Annotated in this window: 19 protein-coding genes; 8 read left to right on the forward strand and 11 right to left on the reverse strand. The window is 72.5% G+C overall.

Annotated elements, in window-relative coordinates; genetic code table 11:
* On the forward strand, positions 1-255 hold a 255-nt coding region (locus ACIQGZ_RS04190; protein WP_402599225.1), incomplete at its 5' end, for a DUF397 domain-containing protein.
* Between the two features lie 27 nt (positions 256-282).
* Positions 283-516: a DUF397 domain-containing protein gene (locus tag ACIQGZ_RS04195; protein ID WP_402599226.1), complete on the forward strand. Its 234-nt coding sequence runs from the start codon at positions 283-285 to the stop codon at positions 514-516.
* Between the two features lie 386 nt (positions 517-902).
* On the opposite strand, the gene ACIQGZ_RS04200 is transcribed toward ACIQGZ_RS04195, so the two are convergent.
* From ACIQGZ_RS04200 to ACIQGZ_RS04220, 5 genes are all read right to left on the reverse strand, one after another.
* Complete coding sequence (locus ACIQGZ_RS04200; protein ID WP_402599227.1) at positions 903-1,337, reverse strand: VOC family protein; 435 nt, start codon at positions 1,335-1,337, stop codon at positions 903-905.
* 86 nt (positions 1,338-1,423) lie between these two features.
* Entirely contained in the window at positions 1,424-1,597 is a 174-nt protein-coding gene (locus ACIQGZ_RS04205) for a hypothetical protein (protein WP_402599229.1), read from the reverse strand.
* A gap of 145 nt (positions 1,598-1,742) precedes the next feature.
* The gene (lysS, locus tag ACIQGZ_RS04210; RefSeq protein ID WP_402599230.1) at positions 1,743-3,401 is read right to left on the reverse strand and encodes a lysine--tRNA ligase; all 1,659 of its coding nucleotides are present in this window, start codon (positions 3,399-3,401) and stop codon (positions 1,743-1,745) included.
* Positions 3,402-3,605: 204 nt separating this feature from the next.
* Entirely contained in the window at positions 3,606-4,490 is an 885-nt protein-coding gene (locus ACIQGZ_RS04215) for a GNAT family N-acetyltransferase (protein WP_402599231.1), read from the reverse strand.
* 147 nt (positions 4,491-4,637) lie between these two features.
* The gene (locus ACIQGZ_RS04220) at positions 4,638-5,492 is read right to left on the reverse strand and encodes a serine hydrolase domain-containing protein (RefSeq protein WP_402599232.1); all 855 of its coding nucleotides are present in this window, start codon (positions 5,490-5,492) and stop codon (positions 4,638-4,640) included.
* Between the two features lie 123 nt (positions 5,493-5,615).
* On the opposite strand from ACIQGZ_RS04220, the gene ACIQGZ_RS04225 reads away from it, so the two are divergent.
* The 5 genes from ACIQGZ_RS04225 (at position 5,616) to ACIQGZ_RS04245 (ending at position 8,142) form a co-directional block, all read left to right on the forward strand.
* Positions 5,616-5,825 (forward strand): hypothetical protein, encoded by a 210-nt coding sequence (locus ACIQGZ_RS04225; RefSeq protein ID WP_402599233.1) that lies wholly within the window; start codon positions 5,616-5,618, stop codon positions 5,823-5,825.
* A complete protein-coding gene (locus ACIQGZ_RS04230) occupies positions 5,809-6,333 on the forward strand; it encodes a DUF6879 family protein (protein ID WP_402599235.1) in 525 nt (174 codons plus the stop codon). The genes ACIQGZ_RS04225 and ACIQGZ_RS04230 overlap by 17 nt, the downstream gene beginning before the upstream one ends.
* Positions 6,323-7,156: a helix-turn-helix domain-containing protein gene (locus ACIQGZ_RS04235; protein ID WP_402599237.1), complete on the forward strand. Its 834-nt coding sequence runs from the start codon at positions 6,323-6,325 to the stop codon at positions 7,154-7,156. The genes ACIQGZ_RS04230 and ACIQGZ_RS04235 overlap by 11 nt, the downstream gene beginning before the upstream one ends.
* A 216-nt stretch (positions 7,157-7,372) precedes the next feature.
* Complete coding sequence (locus tag ACIQGZ_RS04240) at positions 7,373-7,867, forward strand: glycine-rich domain-containing protein (protein ID WP_402599239.1); 495 nt, start codon at positions 7,373-7,375, stop codon at positions 7,865-7,867.
* A 32-nt stretch (positions 7,868-7,899) separates the two neighbouring features.
* Positions 7,900-8,142 (forward strand): hypothetical protein, encoded by a 243-nt coding sequence (locus tag ACIQGZ_RS04245; RefSeq protein WP_402599241.1) that lies wholly within the window; start codon positions 7,900-7,902, stop codon positions 8,140-8,142.
* Between the two features lie 91 nt (positions 8,143-8,233).
* On the opposite strand, the gene ACIQGZ_RS04250 is transcribed toward ACIQGZ_RS04245, so the two are convergent.
* The 6 genes from ACIQGZ_RS04250 to ACIQGZ_RS04275 all read right to left on the reverse strand — a co-directional run bounded on the left by ACIQGZ_RS04250 (position 8,234) and on the right by ACIQGZ_RS04275 (position 18,301).
* On the reverse strand, positions 8,234-13,165 hold the full coding sequence (locus ACIQGZ_RS04250) for a DNA repair ATPase (protein ID WP_402599243.1): 4,932 nt from the start codon (positions 13,163-13,165) through the stop codon (positions 8,234-8,236).
* A gap of 33 nt (positions 13,166-13,198) precedes the next feature.
* Positions 13,199-15,205 carry a flotillin family protein gene (locus ACIQGZ_RS04255; protein WP_402599245.1) on the reverse strand — a complete coding sequence of 669 codons (2,007 nt, stop codon included), beginning with the start codon at positions 15,203-15,205 and terminating at the stop codon, positions 13,199-13,201.
* A gap of 55 nt (positions 15,206-15,260) precedes the next feature.
* Positions 15,261-15,989 carry a hypothetical protein gene (locus tag ACIQGZ_RS04260; RefSeq protein WP_402599247.1) on the reverse strand — a complete coding sequence of 243 codons (729 nt, stop codon included), beginning with the start codon at positions 15,987-15,989 and terminating at the stop codon, positions 15,261-15,263.
* A gap of 258 nt (positions 15,990-16,247) precedes the next feature.
* Positions 16,248-17,375: a PucR family transcriptional regulator gene (locus ACIQGZ_RS04265; protein ID WP_402599249.1), complete on the reverse strand. Its 1,128-nt coding sequence runs from the start codon at positions 17,373-17,375 to the stop codon at positions 16,248-16,250.
* An 89-nt stretch (positions 17,376-17,464) separates the two neighbouring features.
* Positions 17,465-17,875: a cupin domain-containing protein gene (locus ACIQGZ_RS04270; RefSeq protein WP_402599250.1), complete on the reverse strand. Its 411-nt coding sequence runs from the start codon at positions 17,873-17,875 to the stop codon at positions 17,465-17,467.
* A gap of 63 nt (positions 17,876-17,938) precedes the next feature.
* A complete protein-coding gene (locus tag ACIQGZ_RS04275) occupies positions 17,939-18,301 on the reverse strand; it encodes a DUF488 domain-containing protein (protein ID WP_402599251.1) in 363 nt (120 codons plus the stop codon).
* A 125-nt stretch (positions 18,302-18,426) separates the two neighbouring features.
* Here ACIQGZ_RS04275 and ACIQGZ_RS04280 point away from each other — a divergent pair, with 125 nt between their 5' ends.
* Positions 18,427-19,179, forward strand: coding sequence for a uracil-DNA glycosylase (locus tag ACIQGZ_RS04280; RefSeq protein ID WP_402599253.1), 753 nt, complete (start codon positions 18,427-18,429; stop codon positions 19,177-19,179).
* Positions 19,180-19,325 lie beyond the last annotated feature (146 nt).

Here is a 19,325-nt window from a genome sequence, read left to right on the forward strand (position 1 = left end):
CCGATGAGTGATTCTGGAGGCATGATCCGTATGAGCACTGTCCTTGCGCCGGCTCTGACCCGCGCTCAGTGGCGGAAGTCCAGCTACAGCAACGGTGATGGCGGCGGTTGCATTGAGATCGCTGAGCAGTACCCCGGCACCGTGCCCGTTCGGGACAGCAAGGACCCGGAGGGGGCGGCGTTGGTGTTCTCGGCCGACGCGTTCGCTGACTTCGTTTGGGCCGTCAACGCCGGTGAGTTTCCCACCCTGCTCTGACCGGCTCCGATGAGTGATTCTGGAGGCATGATCCGTATGAGCACTGTCCTTGCGCCGGCTCTGACCCGCGCTCAGTGGCGGAAGTCCAGCTACAGCAACGGTGGCGGCGGCGGTTGCATTGAGATCGCTGAGCAGTACCCGGGCACCGTGCCGGTCCGGGACAGCAAGGACCCGGCCGGGCCTGCCCTGGTGTTTTCGGCGGATGCGTTCGCTGGCTTTGTCCAGGCCGTCAACGCCGGTGAGTTCCCCACCCTGCTCTGACCGGCCCCGACCAGAGCTGCGGCCCCCGCCGGCAGAGGGGGCCCGAAGGGACTGCTCGGCGCGGCCGTCGGCCGGTTGCGGAGGACGGGTTCGATGTCCGCGACGAGGATGTGGCCCGCCTCTCCCCGTTCGTCCGCCGTCACATGGACTGCCGCAGGCCGCGCCGGGCGTCGGCGGATCAGCAGCAGGGTGCCCCAGCAACGTCCGGATCGCCCTCAGCTGGTCGTCGTTGATGCCGTGGACGCGGTCGGCGCCCGCCCCGTACCGGTCCCTGCTGGCGGACTCCGAAGGGTGTGGATCACGGCCGTTGGCGCGCTGCGGGACGGCGGCCCTCGTGACGGCGGACTGCACCAGTCGACTCGCGAAGGTGCCGCGTGCGCGGCCGCTCAGTCGAGACAGAACTCGTTGCCCTCGATGTCCTGCATCACGAGGCACGACTCGTTGACGCCATCGGCAACCAGTAGTTGCACGCGTACCGCGCCGAGCGGGATCAGTCGTGCGCATTCGGCCTCAAGCGCGGCCAGGCGCTCTTCACCCACGAGCCCGGTGCCGACCCGCACGTCAAGATGCAGCCGGTTCTTGACGACCTTCCCCTCGGGAACGCGCTGGAAGAACAGTCGCGGGCCCACACCCGAGGGATCGATGCAGGCGAACGCCGAACCCTGATCCTCAGGCGGCAGCGAGCGATCGAAATCGCCCCAAGTAGTAAACCCCTTCGGCGGCGGCGGCACGACGTACCCCAACACCTCGCACCAGAAACGAGCGACACGCTCAGGTTCTGCGCAGTCGAAGGTGACTTGGAACTGCTTGATCGACGCCATCGGATCATCGTAGAGGCGGGCTCTTTCGCCGTCCACGGGCCCACCCCTGGCTACTGCTCGCCCCGGCCGCCGACATCCGCGACCGCCTACGCGAACGCGGCGAAGGCCCCGACAAGTGGGGGCCGCTCAGCTGGGAGGGCAACCAGGTCGAACGCTGCCTCGAAGCCCTGCGGCAGCCCGCCTTCGCCGACCACATCGACACCGAGCACCGCCCGGCCACCGAGGTCGCCGATCAGATCCTCACCCGAACCGGGCTCCAACCGGCAACCAGACCGAATGCTGAGGGCCGGACCAGAGCAACAGACTCCGACCCGGCCCTCGACGTACCCGCACAACCGCACCCGTCCACCAGGCCGCCACCATTCCGGCGCCGCAGCCGGCCACAGCCGAGGCCCGACCGGCCGCCTACGCGACGGTCAGCAGCGACCGAATCCGGTCTGCCCCGAGCGCCAGCAGCAGGGTGGGCAGCCTCGGACCCGTGTCCCGGCCCACCAGCAGCTCGTACAGCAGCACGAACAGCTCCCGCTGGGCGGTCTTCAACTCCGGTGACGCCGGAGCATCCCACGGCAGCCCCGCCTGCACCTTCGGCACCCCGTAGACCAGCAGAGTCAGACCGTCGAGTGACCAGTGCTCGTCCAAGCCGTCCAGCAGCAGCTTCAACGCCCCCCGCTGGGCCGGAGACAGCTGCTCCAGCCGCGCGAGGTCCGGCTCGGTGCGCACCTGCGTCCGTTCCTCGGCCGCGACGTAGGTGCTCACCCACGCCTGCGCCCGGTCCAGCCGGGGCCGGGCCTCCTCCAAGCTCGCAAGCGGCTGCTCGACGGTGAAGTCCCGCAGGATACGAAGGGTCTGCTCGGGGTCGCCGGCCGCCACGTCCGCCACCGACGCCAGCGTACGGAACGGCAGCGGACGCGGCGTGACGGGCAACGGCCCGGCCGCCGGACCGGCCGAGCGGGCCCGCACCGCTGCCTCGACCTCCGTTGCCGTCCCCGCTTCCACCTTGCGCCCCAGCGCGTCCCACTCGTCGTAGAGCCGAAGGATCTCCGCGTCCAGAGCGACCTGGAACGACTGCCGCGGCTGGCGGCGGCTGTAGAGCCAGCGAAGCACTGCGGGCTCCAGGACCTCCAGGATGTCGATCGGAGTGGGCACGCCTCCCTTCGAGCTGCTCATCTTGGCCATGCCGCTGATCCCAACGAAGCTGTACCCGAGGTAGGACGGCGGCAGCCCGTCGAACACCTCGCGCACCAACTGCGACCCGACGGTGAAGGAGGAACCGGGAGAGGAGTGATCGACGCCGCCGGCCTCGAAGGTCACGCCCTCGAACGCCCAGCGCATCGGCCAGTCCACCTTCCAGACCAGCTTCCCCCCGTCGGCGTCGGCGAGTGCGAATCCGCCTTCGTGGCTGCACTCGCACCGGTACCGCATGTCCGTGCTGTCGTCATCGAAGCTGGTGACCGTCGTGGAGTCCCGACCGCAGACCTCGCAGTAGGGCCGGTACGGGTAGTAGCTTCCGGTGCTGGCGGCAGCCAGGTCTTCCTCGTCCTGCTCCACCTCCACGTCGGCCTTCTTCGTCCGGTACCGGCCGAGGACGCCGTCGATCTGCTGCCGGTGGCGCATCGCGTGCACGATCTGCTCGCGGTAGGCCCCGGAGCTGTACATCTGCGTCTGGCTGACCTCATCGACCTCGACACCCAGCTGGGCGAGGGCCGAACGGAGCGGGGCCTTGAAGTGCTCCGCCCAGTTCTCGTGTTCACCACAGGGGTCGGGCACAGCGGTCAGCGGTCGGCCGATGTGCTCGGCGAAGTCGGCCGGGACACCGGCCGGCACCTTCCGGAGCCGGTCGTAGTCGTCCCAGGACAGCAGATGCCGGCACTCCAGACCCCGACGGCGAATCTCGTCCGCCACGAAGTGCGGCACCATGATCTCCCGCAGGTTTCCCAGATGCACCGGCCCGGACGGGCTGATCCCGGACGCGCACACCAGCGGAGCCCCGCCACGGCGTTTGCCCTCGGCGATCACCTGGTCCGCAGCTGCGGCCACCCAATCGCTCTGTTGCTTCACGCCCACGTCAAAGTCCTCCGGCTGATGGGGATTCAGGTGCTCATAGATTAGAGCTGGCAGCAGCTGATCCGAACCACAACGCGACAGTGCGTCACAGTCATCGGCTCCTCTCCAGAGAGGACGATCCGCTTGCCAGGTCCCCTCTGCGGCAGCTCTGCCTGGGGTCGGCGCCCCGCGACATGGGAAAGGTGCCTGGCTGGTCGTTTCTTGTCAGGGCCGTGGGTGGCCGGCGCCGAAGACGGTGGTGGTCACACCGTCGTGGTACAGACGAAGCCGAGGTCGGCCAGTCCCTCGGCCTGGCACAACCGGTCGGAGGCGCCCCCCCGCAGTGGTCTGTAGCAGCTGGTAGTCGGCGCCGTTCTCGCTGCCCCAGTGCATCGCCGCGCGCCACAGCTGCCTGCCGAGTCCGAGACCCCGGTACTCGGGCAGCACGCCGAAGTACTGCGGCAGTAGCCGGGCCTTGCCGGTCGGGTCGGGCATCGTCTCCATCGGGCCGATGGCGCCCACCACACGGTCGTCGTGGACGGTGGTCAGGACGGGGCCGACGCTGTCGATCCGGGAGTGCAGGAAGGCGAAGCCCTCGTCGGCCAGCTTCTCGGCGAACACGCCGAACGTGACGCGAACGGGCTCGGGGAGGACGTCCAGGTGCCCGATGCCGTCGACGGCCGGGGCCGACTGGTCGAAGGTGCGCAGCTGCACGCGGGTGGAGGCGGCCACGGGGTCCGGCTCGGTCCGGAACCACACCACGCGGGCCGTGGTGGCGTCGTGGACGGCGGCGAGCCTGGCCGCCGTTGCCAGGGCTTCCGGGCGGTACTCGGGGGCGCCGTAGAGGTGGACGCGCAGGACGCCGCAGCCGGTGATGGTGGGGATCAGGGTGCGGTGCAGGTCCTGGTGGACGTCACCGACGAGGAGGTGTTCATCCTTGCGGGCGGACCATCGGTGATCCTTGTCGTGGGGCAGGAACTCCCCGGTCCCGGCGACCCGGACGATAGCGGCGACCAGGTCCGTGCTCACCGCATCGGGGTGGACGGGCCCGAGTGTCGGCAGGTACGGCACGGAGATCACGGGGCGCAGCAGATCCCAGGACAGCTCCACGCCCGCACCCTACTCGCGAGTACTCCACTCTGCTCTGACCGGTTGGGGCCCGGATCGGTTGCGCCGGGGCTGGCCAGGTCGTGTGGACGGAGACGGTGAGGACGTGCCCGGGGCCGCCGAGCCGAGGTGGGGCGGGGCGGGCCCTGCCTAGGGTTCGGCGGTGATCGCCTTGAGTGCGAGGGCCCGCAGTGGGGCGAGGCGGGTGCGGTTGTCCTGGCGGTGGTAGACGGCGTTGGTGCAGATGGCCAGGTAGCGGCCGGTTGCCGGGTGGAGGTAGAGGCTGGTCCCGGTGAAGCCGTGGTGGTACGCGACACGGCCCTCGTCGGCGAGGACCCAGGCCAGTCCCCGGTGCAGGCCGGGCTCGATAGCGGCCTGAGGGACCATGCTCTCGGTCAGCCAGCGGCCGAGTGGCGAACTGTCGGCGCGACCCCTGAGCAGGGCGGCCGCGTAGGCGGCGAGGTCGGCCGGGGTGGAGAAGACCCCGGCGTGTCCGGCGACGCCGCCCAGCAGGGCTGCGTTGTCGTCGTGCGGAAGGCCCCACAGTCGAGGGGCACCGGGGAAGCGCTGTCCGGTCGGCGCGACGTGGGCGGCTCGGGCGTCGGGGCCGTAGGTGGTGCCGGTCATGCCCAGGCTCTGCCACAGGTCGGTGGCGAGTTCGTCCAGGCGGCGCCCGGTGATCCGGGCCAGGACGAGTCCGGCGAGGATGAAGCCGCGGTTGATGTAGCGGTGTCCGGCGCCGGGCACCGCGATCAGGTCTTCCCGGCAGATGAGTTCGGCGAGGTCGATGCCGATGCCCCGGTACCGGTCGAGGCGGGTGTCGGCCCGCAGGCCGGTGGTGTGGGCGAGGATCTGCCGTACCGTCACCTGCCCCTCCGGCGCATCGGCCGGCAACTGGTGCAGGACGCTGCGGACCGGGGAGTCCAAATCGATCGAGTGGAGTTGGCGGCCGATCAGCGGCCAGGTGGCCACGACCTTGGTCAGCGAGGCCATGTCGTACAACATCTCCCCCGTGATCGTCTACCCGACATCACGAATATCGGCGATCCGCCATGGACCGCGCACGCCCCGCCGGCCTACCGTCCTCCTGGCGACCAGGGACCGGCCCTGCGCCGGAGGAGGGGCCCGATGGCGCGTGGAGGACTGACCCGCCTTACCGGCAACGTCGGCGGACCCAATTGTGACGACGACGACTGCCCGAACGTCTACCGGACCAAGAGTGGTTCGTTTGTCGTGCAAGGAGACGTATCCGATGCGTTCACTCCACCCAGCGGCGAAGGGCTGGTGGAGATCCCCGAGCACGTTCTGCGGGAGGCCTTCCGTGCTCTTGGGTGGTGAAGACTGGCGTCGGTTCTTCGACGCCTTCGAGCACGAAGCGTGGCGGTTCGAGGCCCAGCCGACCTACACCATGCCCAGAGAGCAAGAGAACGTTGCCCGCTTCCTGCGAGGCGAGGGCAGACCCGCCGACCACAATGCCCGCTGGCACGAGCGGGTACGCGGATACATCGAATCCGGCAAGCGCATCGGACGCGTCCGCGTCGTTCGCCGTCCGCTTACCGACTACCAGCGGTATCAATTTGCGTGGGGAATCCCCGGAAACATCGCTGCTGGAGAAGATATCCGCGTCCTGGACGTGACACGGGACGACTTCGGATTGCCGCTCCCCGGGTGTGACTGGTGGATGTTCGACGAAGCCCGTATCGCGAACCTGAACTTCCGGCCGGACGGTACCCAGATTAATCGCGAGATGTACAAGGGCGATCTGGGTCCATATCGGGAGTGGAGGCGGATCGCTTTGGGGCACTCCGTGCCTTTCGAGGAGTACGTGAGGGGCCTTGACGTTTGACCCTGGTCAGCTGGGCCAGTCGAAAGCTGACCTGGCGGAAACACTTCGAACGATGCGAAAGCGAGCCAGCCGTACGCAGGTCTGGCTCGCTCTGCGCTGCAACATCTCCCAGACCAAGCTCAGCAACATCGAGACTGGACGGATTACACCGGGCCTTGTCGATGTCGAGTTGATTCTCAGGGCACTCGAAGCACCCCCCGAACTCATGGCAGAGGTTTCCGCCCTAGCGCGCCTTGCCAATACCGAATGGCAGGGGAAACGGTCGTCCTGGCGCAGGGGGTTGGAGAAACGTCAGGCAGAGCTGGCTGGTCTCGAAGGAGAAGCGACGACGCTTCGCTATTTCCTGCCCGCGATGGTTACGGGCCTGCTGGCGACGCCCGAGTACATCAAGGCAAGCCTCGGCCACTCGCCGGTGGAAACGTCAAGGACGATCGCAAGGAAGTTGGAGCGGCAGGCGATCCTATACGAAATCACGAAACGGTTCACCTTCGTGCTGACGGAGCAGGCTGTCAGATGGGCCGTAGTTTCGCGTGCCGCAATGTCGGTGCAGATCGATCGCCTTGTCTCGCTATCTCGACTTCCCAACGTACGTATCGGTGTAGTCCCGATAGGGACGGTCGTCGGGCGTGGGCCGCTGAATACCTTCACGATCTACGATCAGCGTCTGGTGACCGTCGAGACATTCACGGGACGCATGGTTTTCCAGGATGCCAGGGACATTGCGGAGCACCTCGAAGTGTTCGCAATTTACGAACGTCACGCGCAGTTCGGAGAAGGAGCCAGGGCGTTGCTCACGGAATGGGCCGACACCTGCCGCCCGTGATCCTCTACCCCTCAACGTGAATATAGGTGCGCAGCCCTCGCTCTTCGGCGGATCATTGGCCATACGGGCCGGTCTGGTCACGTCGGCTTCCGGCGCATTCGCACCTCGTTCGCGATGGTGGTTCGCGTCGAATAGATCAACCACCCCGGTAGCGGAAACCTTGGACAGTCGAGCTACCGGGGCGGCTGTGAAGTGCCACAACAGGGAGGAACGCACATGCACGATGTACGCGCATTACTCACTCCTGCCGCGTTCGGTGGTGTCGTCGCAACCGTCATCGACAACAACCCCGACATGGAAGAGGCTGCGGCCGAGCGGATCGTGGTGGAAGCGCTCAAGTTCATTGACGCCGCCGCCCAGTTCCCCACCGTCAAGATCACGCCCTCCCACGTGGTGGACGAGGGATGGCACGCCCTGATCCTGCACACCAACCTGTACGAGAACCTGTGCAAGAGCCTGGGACGCTTCGTGCACCACTGGCCCGAGCGCCCCGACCCCGAGCGCCATGACGAACACGCGCTTACTCGCACGGTGGCCGTCATCGAACAGGCTGGACACACCGTGGACCGTGAGCTGTGGGTGGGGTCGGCTGGGGCTCTGGTTTTGGTGGCGGCCGACTGCTCTCACACGCCGAAGCCTGGTGGGTGTGGCCCGATCAACCCAGGGAACTGCGCTTCGCACTGCTCGGGAGGGGGCGGGGACGGCCAGTAGGCTGCTGCGCACCGGAACCGTGAGGGGAACGCATGGATGCGGAGCAGGGCCGCCGAGTTGCCGTCGTGCTGGGGCGGCTGGGGATTCCGGGGGTGGTCGCGCCGGAGAATCCGGAGGACCCTGCCGGTGGGTGGCGGGTGTACGACACGGTTGACCCCGGCACCCGCCGGGATGTGACCGCTGATGCGCTGGCCTCCCTGGCGTTCAGGTTCCCCGACGAGAAGCCGGGTTCCGGGCCGACGCGGGGGTTCGTCGTTCCGCCCAAGGACGGCTGAGCGCCCGCTCCAGCAGGCGAACGCCCCGCGAGCAGTCCGGGCAGGCGCTCGGCCGGGGGTTTCCCAGCCGAGCGCTCTGCGTGCTCGGCGGTCAGGGCCGGGGGTGGCCCGTGGCGTGGGTGATGGCGGCTTCGATGGCGGACATGCGGTCGGCGAGGAGGCCCAGGGCGCCCACGGCGCGGGCGGTGGCGTCGTCGCCGGAGCCGCCGAGGGCCCGGTCGCGCAGGTAGCCGGCCTTGACGGCGGTCCAGCGGGCGGCCTGGTCGGGGTCGAGCCGGTCGCGCAGTTCGGCCAGTTTGAGCAGGTTGGCCTCCGCGTCGGCGCCCAGTGCCTGGGCCTCGCCCCGGTAGTGGTCGTCCAGCACCGCGTCCACCTCGGCCGGGTCCATCACCGGGACGATCCGCTCGGTCAGCCGGTTGAAGTCCCGGTAGGAGCCCTGGAGCAGGTAGGGCGGCTCGGTGCGGGAGGCGTCGGAGCGGGCGGCGGAGGCGATGTACGCCCTGTTGCTGGCCAGTACCGCGTCCCGGGCCCGCAGCAGGTGCCGGAGCACGGCGAGCACCGCCTCCAGCTCGGCCCGCGGGTAGGGGTGGCTCAGCCGGTCGGCGCGGACCGGTTCGGTGCCCAGCGCCATGGCGGCCAGCAGTTCCAGGTCGGCCGGGTCGCGGCCGGCCAGCGGGGCGAGCACCGGGTTGGCGGTGAGGGCGTTCTCCAGGTAGCTGGCGGCGAACAGGTCATCCCGCCCGGCCAGCACATCGCCCAGGTTCCACACGTCGGCGCGGTTGGCGAGCATGTCCGGCACCCGGAAGCGGCGGCCGGACTCGGTGTACGGGTTGCCGGCCATGCAGACCGCGAACCGCTTCCCCCGCAGGTCGTGGCTGCGCGCCCGGCCGTCCCACACGCCCTCCACCCGGCGCTGGGCGTCGCACAGCGGGATGAACTTCTGGAGCAGTTCGGGGCTGGTGTGCTGGATGTCGTCCAGGTACAGCAGGACGTTGTTCCCCAGCTCCAGCGCGAAGTTGATCTTCTCGACCTCCTGGCGGGCCGTCGCGTTCGGCGCCTCGGCCGGGTCCAGCGAGGTGGTGCCCGAGCCCAGCGCCGGCCCGTCCACCCGGACCAGCACCAGGCCCAGCTTGGCCGCCACGTACTCGATCAGCGTGGTCTTGCCGTAGCCGGGCGGCGAGATGAGCATCAGCAGGCCCATCCGGTCGGTGGACGCCGAATCGCCCGCCGTGCCCAGCTGCTTGGCCAGGTTGTCACCGATCAGCGGCAGGTACACCTGGTCGATCAGCCGGTTGCGGACGAAGCCGCCGAGTGGCCGGGGCCGGTACGCGTCCAGCCGCAGCCGCCGCCGCTCGGCCGCCACCAGCTCGGCCCGCTGCCGCAGATAGGCCCGGTGCGCCGGGACCCGCTCGGCGCGGAAGACCCGGGTGCGCTCCAGCAGCTCGTCCAGCCGCACCCGCAGCGAGCCGCCGCCGATCCGGGGGTGGGTGCCCAGCAGGCCGTCCACCGTGGCGGTCAGCGCGGCGGCCGAGTCCCGGCGGGGCAGCGCGGTGCCCAGCAGCTCCACCGCGACCGCCTCCGGCAGGTCGGCCGGGTCCAGACCGCCGGCCGCCGCGCAGGAGCCCAGCCAGGCCAGCACCAGCTGGTGCCGGGTGGTCAGCTCGCCCTCCAGCTGCCGCAGATCGTCCTCGTACTCCTTGCGGGCCGTCGAATCCGGGCCGCCCAGCGCCTGCTGGAAGGCGGCCAGCAGCGCCCGCGCACCGCCGCTGGTGGCGAAGCCGGACTGCCCGCCCGCCAGCTCCTCGAAGAGGTACGCCCCCGCGCCGGGCCCGCCCGGCAGCCCGGCCCGCCCGGTGAAGGCGGCCACCGCCGCGTCCAGTTCCGCGCAGAGCTCACCGACGGCCGGGGAGGCGCCGAAGACCGTACGGGCGCGGGCCAGTGAGCCCGCCCGGGTCAGCCAGCCGGTCCGGGCCCGCTCGTCCGTCCCGTACGCCCAGAACAGCTGGGCCGCGGCCCGCGCCGGACCCGGGTGCCGCAGCAGCCCGGCGCCCGCGTGCAGCCGCAGCAGCGCCGCCAGGATCGCCGCCGCGTCGCGGTCGTGCACCCCGCGCTCATAGCCCTCGTCATAGCGCTCGGCCGCCGCCCGGCGGACCGGCTCCAGCAGCCCGTCCGGCTCCTGGGCGCTCGCGTACAGCGCGGCCAGCGCCTCCGAGGACGGCTCCGCCTCGGCCAGCACCAGCGCCGCCAGATGCTCCGAGCGGTAGACCTCCGGCGACTCCGAGGCCAGCGGCTGGTCCCAGAACGCCCGGGTGGCGGCGAACGCCGGATCGGCCACCGGCGAGCGGTAGTCGGTGCCCGCCACCGCGAACGCCAGGCCGTCGCCGTGCGGCACCAGGGTCAGTTCGAGCCGCTGGTCGGCCACCGCGAAGTGATGCCGCCCCAGCCGCAGCGTGCCGTCCACCCCGGACAGGTCCTGCCGGTCCCGCAGCGCCCGCCCGGCCTCCTGGCGGGCCGCGTCCAGCCGGTCGGCCAGCTCCTGCGCCCGCACCGGGTCACCGAGCCCGCGCAGCTCCTCGGCGGCGGCCCGCACCCGGGCCACCGCCGCGTCGGTGGCGAAGTAGGTGCCCAGCTCCTCCGCCGAGCCCAGCGTCGCCGCCCGCCGCCGCACCCCGGCGAGAATCCGCTCCCCGGCCGCCATCCGCCGGTCCGCGCTGCGGGCCCGCTCGTCCAGCAGCGCCTGCCTGCGGGCCGCGAACGCCTCCTGGACCTCCTCCCGCTTGGCCTCCAACCGGGCCGGCAGCCCCTCGGCGTCCGCGAACCGGGTCTCCAGACCCTCCAGCCGCAGCAGCAGCCTGCCCAACTGGTCCTCGCAGCGCTCCGGCGTGGTGGCCGCCGCCAGCGCCCCGGTCGCACTCTGCGTCAGCAGCGCGAACTCCGCCTCGAAGGCCGCCCGCCCCTCCGCCTCCCGCAGCTCCCGGCGGCGCGCCTCCAGCACCGCGCGGGCCCCGCCCAGCGCGCCCAGCGCCTCCCCGATCCGCTCCAGGATGCCGGTACGCACCACCGCGTCGGCGGCCTCCAGACCGCCGACCACCTCGGTGACCAGCTCCAGCCCGTCCACCCGGGCCGCGATCCGCTCCGCCACCGCCGCCGCCTCGGCGTCGGTGGCCGCCTCCCGCGACCGGGCCGTCAGCGCCGCCGCGTCCGCCAGCGCCGGAGCGAAGGCGTCCTCCCCGGCCAGGAAGTCCACCGCGCGGCCCGCCGCCGCGTCCAACTCCTCGACCAGCTGCGCCTCAAGCGCGTCCACCCGGCCCAGGTCCACCCGGTGCAGGTCGCGCAGCACCGCCAGCCCGCCCCGGGCCCGCCGCAGCCCGGCCAGCTGCTCCACCCAGCCCTCGGCGGTGTCCGGCAGCTCGCCCCGGGCCCGGCGCACCAGCGAAGCGGTCCGCTCGGCGGCCTCCGTGACGGCGGCGGCGGCCCGCGCCGCCAGCTCCTCGACCCGCCGGTGCTCCGCCAGCACCGCCCGCCCGGTGTCCCGCAGCGCGGTCAGCGGCTCCAGCAGCCCGCCCAACTCCGGTTCGCCCAGCCAGTGGTAGCGGTCCACCGCCCGGCCGCAGGCCGCCACCAGCTGCTCGAAGCCCGCCGTGGACCCGGCATCCGCTCGGGCGGTCCCCTGCGCCGCCCGGACCGCCGCCAGGCAGTCCGCCACCCCGCGCACCAGCTCCCGGTTGCCGATCCGGGTCAGCGGCCCGTCCTCGGCGGTGCGGTGCAGCGCCAGGTACTCGTCCGAGGCGAACGGGCTGCGCCACAGCTGCACCGCGTGCAGCCGGGAGGACTCCTGGTCGGCCCGGAGCACCGCCAGCGTGCCGTCCGGCAGCAGCGCCCAGCCGCCGCAGGCGATCGGGGTGGCCGCCTCCTGCCGGATGGTGTTGTACGCGAGCAGCAGGGTCGGCCCGCCCGCCGGGTCCGCGAAGGCGTACAGCACGTCCTCGCCGTCGGCGGACCGCACCGCCCGCTGGAACTCCAGCCCGGCCACTCCCGTGTCGAAGGTGCGCACCGTCCCGGTGGCCAGGCAGTAGCCGCCGGGGAAGACCACGCCCTGGTCCTCCGGCAGCAGCCGGCACGCCTGCCCGATCCCGTCCAGCCGCACCACCCGGCCGGTGGCGGCGCTGTGCACCAGATACCGCCAGGTCTGCTCCTTGTACGGGCGCACCCGCACCAGCACCAGCGCCGACGCCACCCGGGCGTACTCCACGTCGGCGTCGGCCAGCGACTGGAGCGGCTCGTCCACCGGCTCGCGGTACAGCTCGCCGCGCTGCGCGGCGGTGTCCGGGTCGCTGCGCACGGTGAGGCTGCCGCCGGTGGTGGAGACGTAGAGCGCGCCGCCCGCCACCGCGATCTGCGGGTGCCGGCCGGGCAGGTGGTCCTCCCGGGTGGCGGCCGTCCAGGCGAAGTCGTACGGCGCCGGGTGCTCCAGATCCGGTTCGCCCCGGTTGTCGAGGTACGCCACCGCGCCGTCCGGGTCCACCCGCCAGCGCAGCACCCGCAGGTCGGCCGGGCCCGGCCCGGTGCGGAAGACGGCCAGCAGCCGGGTGTCGGTGCGGTGCAGCCGCAGCAGCCGGGCGTCGCGGTAGTAGCGGTGCAGCTCGGCGAAGTCCCGGATCAGGTCCGGGTCGTCCAGCAGCCCCGGCACGGTGGCGGGCTGCGGGCCGTCCTCGCCGGGCGCGTACGCCGCCAGCACCTCCCCGGGCGCCGGGGTGTCGTCCAGCGCCGTGGGGGAGACCCCGAGGACCAGCAGGGAGCCGACCGCCGCCAGGTCGCGCGGCACCCCGGGCCGGGCGGTGGCCGCCCGGCCGGCGGCGGTCGGCTCCAGCGGCGTACCGCCGAAGGCGTCCCGTCGCCTGCCGTCCAGCTCCCTGGCCCGGCGGGCCAGCTCGGCGGCCCGGTCGGCCAGCCGGGCGCGCAGCACCTCGTAGGTGCCGGCGTCCAGCTGCGCGGCCTGCGGCGCCGGGGCGGTGTCGGTCATCGGGGTCTCCTCGGTGGGGCTGCTGCGCCGGTGTTACTGCTTGATGCCGTTGGCGGTCGGGGCGGCGGGCGCCGCCCCGTGCTGCGCCGCCTGCGCCTCGGCCAGCAGGGCCCGCAGCCGGCTCTCGTCCGAGCCCTTCAGCTGCTGGGCGGCCAGCGCGGAGAGCCCCAGGTTGGCCACGTCGCCGGAGCCGAGCGCGCCCAGCACCTTGGTCAGGTCGGCGGTGAAGTCGCCGGTGCCGTCCAGCCAGGACCGGCCCAGTGCCTGCGCGGTCTCGGAGTGCTGGACGAAGCCGTCCACGCCCTTGCCCATCGAGATGGAGTTGACCAGCCGGTCGAAGAAGACGGTGTCGCCGCCCACGATGTCGATCTTCGCCTGCTGGAGCCCGGTGCCCAGCAGCGTGGCCTGCGCCTCCGCGACCTGCCGCTGGGCGTCCAGCCCGGCCAGCCGGACGGCCTTGTCCGCCTCCAGCCGCAGCCGGTACTCCTCGTGGCCCCGGCCGGCCTCGTCCAGCTTGGCCATCGCGGCGGCCTTGTCGGTCAGGCCCTCGGCCTCCGCCTTCAGCTTCTCCCGGATCAGGGCGGCACCGGACAGCGCCTTCTGCTGCTCCACGGCGGCCTCGGCCAGGCCGACCTTCTCGATCGCCTCGGCCTCCCGCTCGCGCACCTCCACGGCGGCCAGCCCCTCGGCGGCGGCCTTGGCGCGCATGCCCTCGGCCATCCGCACGGCGGCGTTGGCGTCCATCACGGCGGCCTTCTGCCGGGACTCGGCCATCACCAGCGCCTCGCGGGCCTTGAAGGCGGCGGCCTGCTCGGCGGCCTCGGCCGCCTTGATCCCCTTGACCAGGCTCTCCTGGGCCTGCGCCTCGGCCTGGATCACCACCGCCTGCCGGTTGCGGTCGGCCTCCTCCACCAGCCGCAGCCGCTTGATGGCCTCCTCCTGCTCGGCGACGGTCTTCTCCACCGCGATCCGCTCGCGCACCACGTCCGCGATGGAGCGCTTCTCGCCCTCGACCTCCTTGTCGGCGGCGATCCGGGTGAGTGCGGTCTCCCGCTCGCGGGCGATGACCTCCAGCTGGCGGGCCTTCTCGATCCGCTCGGCCTCGACCGCGATCACCCGCTCGCGGTTCTTCTCGGCGACGGCGATCTCGCGGGCCTGGTTCTCCCGCTGGACGCCGAGCAGCTCCTCGGTGCGCAGGTGGGCGGTGTGGGCCTTCAGCCGCTCCTCCTCCTGGACCCGGGTGATCTCGGCCTCCTCGCGGGCCCGCAGCGTCTCGATCTCCCGGCGCTGCTTGATCTCGGCGTCGGCCTGGCGGCGCTCCAGCTCCAGTACGGCTTCGCGGGCGTCGACGTTGCGCCGGGTGATCTCCTTCTCCTCGGTGCGCTGGAACTCGTTGGTGCGCACATGCTCCAGCGAGGTCAGCTCGGTGATCTTCCGGATGCCCTGGGCGTCCAGGATGTTGGCCGCGTCCAGCTGGCTCATCGGAGTCTGCTCGAGGTAGTCGATCGCGGCGTCCTCAAGGTGGTAGCCGTTGAGGTCGGTGCCGATGACGCCGATGATCCGGTCCCGGAACTCCTCGCGCTTGGTGTAGAGGTCGACGAAGTCCAGCTGCTTGCCGACGGTCTTCAGCGCCTCCGCGAACTTCGCGGCGAAGAGCACCTGGAGGGTCTCCTGGTGGCTGGCCCGCTCGGTGCCGATGGCCTGCGCGACCTTGATGACGTCCTCGGCGGTCTTGTTGACCCGTACGAAGAAGGCGATCCGGATGTCGGCCCGGATGTTGTCCTGGCAGATCAGGCCCTCGCGGCCGGTGCGGGCGATTTCGATGGTCTTCACCGAGATGTCCATCACCTCGGCCTTGTGCAGCACCGGCAGCACCATGGCGCCGGTGAAGGTGACGTCCACGGTGCGGGTCTTGGAGATGATCAGTGCCTTGCCCTGCTCCACCTTGCGGAACAGGCGGCCGACCATGAGCAGCGCGCCGAGGGCGATGAGCAGGACGACGGCGATGAGCACGCCGAGGCCCGTGGTGATGGCGTCCATGAGCAGTCCCAGGAGTCGGTGGAGCGGAAGAGAGAGTGCGGGCGGGGTGGCGGCGTCAGCCGACGGGTTGCTCCCCGTACGGCATGACCCCGTACGGCATGACCCGGAAGAACTCGCCGTCCGCGTCGTAGTCGAAGATCAGCGCGGTACTGCCCGCGCGCAGCGGCGCGTCGTCGGTCTGCCGCACCTGGACGACCGCTGACGAGCCGTCGGCTGAGGTGACCTCGGCCTGGCCGAAGTCGGCGGTGACCCGGCCGGTGCGGATCACGCAGGTCAGCCCGACGAAGTCATGGCGGGACGGCGGCCGTACGTTCGGCAGCATCCGGCGCAGCGGCCGGACCAGCAGCCGGGTGACCAGCCAGCCCGCGACCAGGGCGGCGGCGGTGGCCAGCACGGTGACCACGGCGGTGAGGGCGCCCGAAGTGCCGGAGTCGTGCAGCCGGCCGAGCAGCACCGTGGCGACCAGGGCGGCGAACCAGGTGAGCGCGATCAGCAGCGACAGCGAGACGGTGACCGGTACGCCGCCGAGCCCGGCGGCGGCCAGCAGACCGCCGAAGCCGTGGCCGCCTCCGTGGTCGGCGTCCGTGCCGCCCCCGTCCACGTCGCTCCCGGCGACGTCGCCGTGGTCGAGGTCGGGGCCGTGCGCCGCGTCCCCCGAGTGGCCCAGGTCGCCGCCGCCGATCCCGCTGAGCATCGCGAAGACCCAGTAGGCGATGACCACCAGCAGGGCGAAGCTGAACACGACGGCCGGGAAGCCCAGTGCGGCGTCGATGAATCCCCCCATGTGCGCCACCTCCCCTTCCCCGGCCTCCCGGCCGTCGCGCTGCCGGGACGTCCCGCCCCCGTGGGCGTCGGGTCCCCGGCGTGCCGATTGTCCCGGACCCGGACCGGATCGCGCATTGCCGGATTCCGGCAGTCTTTACCCCTCCTTGACATCCGGGGTGCGGCCGATATCGCGAGGTAGGTACGTAATCCGGTCGCGGGCCACCCGAAGCAACCCGGCAGGACGGGCCGCGTTCACCAGGAGGGCCGGTGACCTGGGTCACAGTGCCCGGGTCGGCCAGTCCAGCAGCCGGGCGCCCATCGCGGCGGTCTCCAGGGTGAAGCGCTGCAACGGGTCGTCGGCGTCATAGCCGGTCAGCCGGTGGATGCGCTCCAGGCGGTACGTCAGCGCCCGTACGCTCAGCCCCAGCCGCCGGGCCGCCTCCGCCGCGACATAGCGGGTGGCCGAGTACGCCGTCAGCGTCTCCAGCAGCGGCCCGGCGCCGCCGCGTGCGTCCCGCAGCGGTCCCAGCACGGTGAGCACCAGATCCGCCATGGCGGCCCGGTCGCGCAGCAGCACCGGGAAGACCAGCAGGTCGGCGGCGCGCAGCACCGGTGCCCGCAGCTCCAGCCGGTCGGCCAGCTCCACCGCGCTCAGCGCCTCCTCGTACGAGCGCACCACGCCGCTGGGACCGCTGTGCGGCCGGCCCACCGCCACCTGGAACGTCCCGCACCCGGCCGCGCCGCTGCCGGACGACGCCTCGGGGGCGTCGGCCAGCGCGGCCAGCGCCTGCGGCACGGTGGTCGCGTCGTCCGGCGCGATGCAGACCAGCCGACCCTCCTTGGTGGTCAGCAGCACCTGGTGCTCGCCGAACCGGCCGACCAGCTCCCGGTCCGCCCGGCGGGCCAGCGGATGGGCGTCGTTGTACGGCTCGTCGCTCCAGGCCACCGTCACGGTGTGCGCCCGAGCCAGCCGCAGGCCGAAGCGCTCGGCCCGCTCGGAGAGCAGCCCCAGATCGCTGCGGCCGTACAGCAGGTCGTCGACGAACTCCTGCCGGGCCGCGCCCTCCTGCCGCACCGCCAGTTGCTGGGCGTGCTCATAGCCCTCGGCCAGCGCGGCGACCGCCGCATCGGCGGCGGCCAGCACGCAGCCGCCGGTGCGGCGCAGCTCGGGGGTGCCGACGGCCCGGGAGACGCCGGGCAGGGTGTCCCAGGCGGTCCGGGTGGCGTGCAGGTAGAGGCCGACCAGCTCCCGCAGCCCGTGGCCCTGTTCGGCGGCCTGCTCGCCCAGCGCCCGCAGGCCGTCCAGCTCCGGGCGGCGCAGCAGCCGGCCGGTGGCCGACACCTCCGCCAGCAACTCCGGATACCCGTCCACGAACCGCGCCGGTATCGCCCCGCCCCGCCGCATCAGCTCTCCTCGGCCGCCGCCCCTCACCCGAACGTCCAAGGCTACCGAGGCACGCGTGTGCGCCGGTAACCCGGGCGGACGCTCGTGGGTCAGGCGCCGGGGCCGGGGCCGGGGGGAGCGGAGCGGATGCGCATGCCGGGGCGGCGGGGGTGGACGGTGAGGTAGGCCAGGCCGTCGGGGCCGGCCGCGAGGTCGCGGGTGGAGCCGTGCGGCAGCCAGAGCAGCCCGCCCGGGGCGAGCCGCTGCTCCTCCCCGCCGCCGGTCAGGGTGCCGCCGCCGGAGACCACCAGCAGCAGCACATCGAGGTCCGGCTCGGTGTGGGTGCCGACCCGGTGGCCGGGCGGCAGCCGGACCAGGTTGGCGTCCAGCTGGCGGCCGGACTCGGCCAGCCGCCACAGCGCGCCCGCCGCCGCCTCGTCGGCCCCGGCGGCCAGCGCGGCGATGTCACACAGGGCGCGGGGTCCGGTGGCGCTGATCCGGCCGTCGGCGGCAGCTGGCACGGGCGGTACCTCTTTCGGTGCGCGGTCCTTGTCGCTCGGCCTTCGTCGGTCAGTCCTCGTCGGTCAGTCCTCGTCGGTCAGCCAGAGCGCGATCACCGCGGCCTGGCTGTGGTCGACGTCCCGGGTGGCGGTGAGCAGCGTGATCCCGTCATGCTCGGCGATCTCGCGCAGATGCTCAAGCGCCTCCTGCCGCCGGGGGTCCCGCAGCTCCCGCTCATAGCGGCGGCGGAACTCCGCGAACCGCTCCGGCTGGTGCCCGTACCAGTGCCGCAGGTCGGCGGAGGGGGCGACCTCACGCAGCCACTCGTCCAGGTGGGCGTCCTCCTTGCGCACGCCGCGCGGCCAGATGCGGTCCACCAGCACCCGCACGCCGTCGGCGGGCGAGGCTTCCTCGTAGATCCTCCGGCACGTGATGTTCTTGGTCATGGCAGCGCTCCCTGTGCCGCCGGGCCGACCGGGCCCGTGCGGACCTGTCCCGGGTGCATCGGACCAGTCCATCCTACGTACGGGGGCGCGGGGTGCCACCCGGCTCCGCCAGGAGGGTCGCAGGCATGCAGCAGGCACCGGACGACCCGGCCCACCCCGCCCGGAGCGCCCCCCGCGCGGCCGACCTCGCCGGGCTGGACGCGGCGGTGACCGGCTGCCGGGCCTGCCCCCGGCTGGTGGCCTGGCGCGAGCAGGCCGGCCGGGTCAGGCGCCCGGCCTACCGGGACCAGGAGTACTGGTCCCGCCCGGTCCCCGGCTTCGGCCCGCCGGACGCCGCGCTGGCCGTGGTCGGCCTGGCCCCGGCCGCGCACGGCGGCAACCGCACCGGCCGGGCCTTCACCGGCGACCCGTCCGGCGATGTGCTGTACGCCGTCCTGTACGGCCTCGGGCTGGCCTCGCAGCCGACCGCCACCGGCAGGGGCGACGGGCTGCGGCTGCGCGGCGTACGGATCGCCATGCCGGTGCGCTGCGCCCCGCCCGGCAACCGCCCCACCCCGGCCGAGCGGGACACCTGCCGGCCCTGGCTGGCCCGCGAGCTGGAGCTGCTGCGCCCCACGCTGCGCGCGGCGGTGGTGCTGGGCGGCTTCGGCTGGCAGGCGGTGCTGCCGGTGCTGGCCGCCGCCGGCTGGCGGGTGCCGCGCCCCCGCCCGGCCTTCGGGCACGGCGTACGGGTGGTGCTGGCCGGCGCCGCGGGCGGCCCGGAGCTGCACCTGTACGGCTGCTACCACCCCAGTCGGCGCAATGTCTCCACCGGCAGGGTGACCCCGGCGATGCTCTCCGAGGTGCTGCGGCGCGGGGCCGCCGACGCGGGACTGTGACCCCGCGCCCGGTATGGCGCCCGGCTCCCCGGGTAGCCACCGCCCCGGGCCCCGTACCGTCCGGCGGGCCCGTCCGGCCCTGGCGGGAGCGCCCGCGACGCAGCAGGCTCGTCAGTGCCGGGGCGGCCCCCGTACGGACCGACCCG

It is taken from the genome of Streptomyces sp. NPDC092296, assembly GCF_044755465.1.
Lineage (GTDB): Bacteria > Actinomycetota > Actinomycetes > Streptomycetales > Streptomycetaceae > Peterkaempfera.

Bases quoted from the DNA above. Each gene is read 5' to 3' on its own strand.
- ACIQGZ_RS04195 (WP_402599226.1), top strand. From the start codon at position 283: ATGATCCGTATGAGCACTGTCCTTGCGCCGGCTCTGACCCGCGCTCAG.
- ACIQGZ_RS04200 (WP_402599227.1), bottom strand. From the start codon at position 1,337: ATGGCGTCGATCAAGCAGTTCCAAGTCACCTTCGACTGCGCAGAACCT.
- ACIQGZ_RS04220 (WP_402599232.1), bottom strand. From the start codon at position 5,492: ATGTTGTACGACATGGCCTCGCTGACCAAGGTCGTGGCCACCTGGCCG.
- ACIQGZ_RS04225 (WP_402599233.1), top strand. From the start codon at position 5,616: ATGGCGCGTGGAGGACTGACCCGCCTTACCGGCAACGTCGGCGGACCC.
- ACIQGZ_RS04240 (WP_402599239.1), top strand. From the start codon at position 7,373: ATGCACGATGTACGCGCATTACTCACTCCTGCCGCGTTCGGTGGTGTC.
- ACIQGZ_RS04245 (WP_402599241.1), top strand. From the start codon at position 7,900: ATGGATGCGGAGCAGGGCCGCCGAGTTGCCGTCGTGCTGGGGCGGCTG.
- ACIQGZ_RS04250 (WP_402599243.1), bottom strand. From the start codon at position 13,165: ATGACCGACACCGCCCCGGCGCCGCAGGCCGCGCAGCTGGACGCCGGC.
- ACIQGZ_RS04255 (WP_402599245.1), bottom strand. From the start codon at position 15,205: ATGGACGCCATCACCACGGGCCTCGGCGTGCTCATCGCCGTCGTCCTG.
- ACIQGZ_RS04260 (WP_402599247.1), bottom strand. From the start codon at position 15,989: ATGGGGGGATTCATCGACGCCGCACTGGGCTTCCCGGCCGTCGTGTTC.
- ACIQGZ_RS04265 (WP_402599249.1), bottom strand. From the start codon at position 17,375: ATGCGGCGGGGCGGGGCGATACCGGCGCGGTTCGTGGACGGGTATCCG.
- ACIQGZ_RS04275 (WP_402599251.1), bottom strand. From the start codon at position 18,301: ATGACCAAGAACATCACGTGCCGGAGGATCTACGAGGAAGCCTCGCCC.
- ACIQGZ_RS04280 (WP_402599253.1), top strand. From the start codon at position 18,427: ATGCAGCAGGCACCGGACGACCCGGCCCACCCCGCCCGGAGCGCCCCC.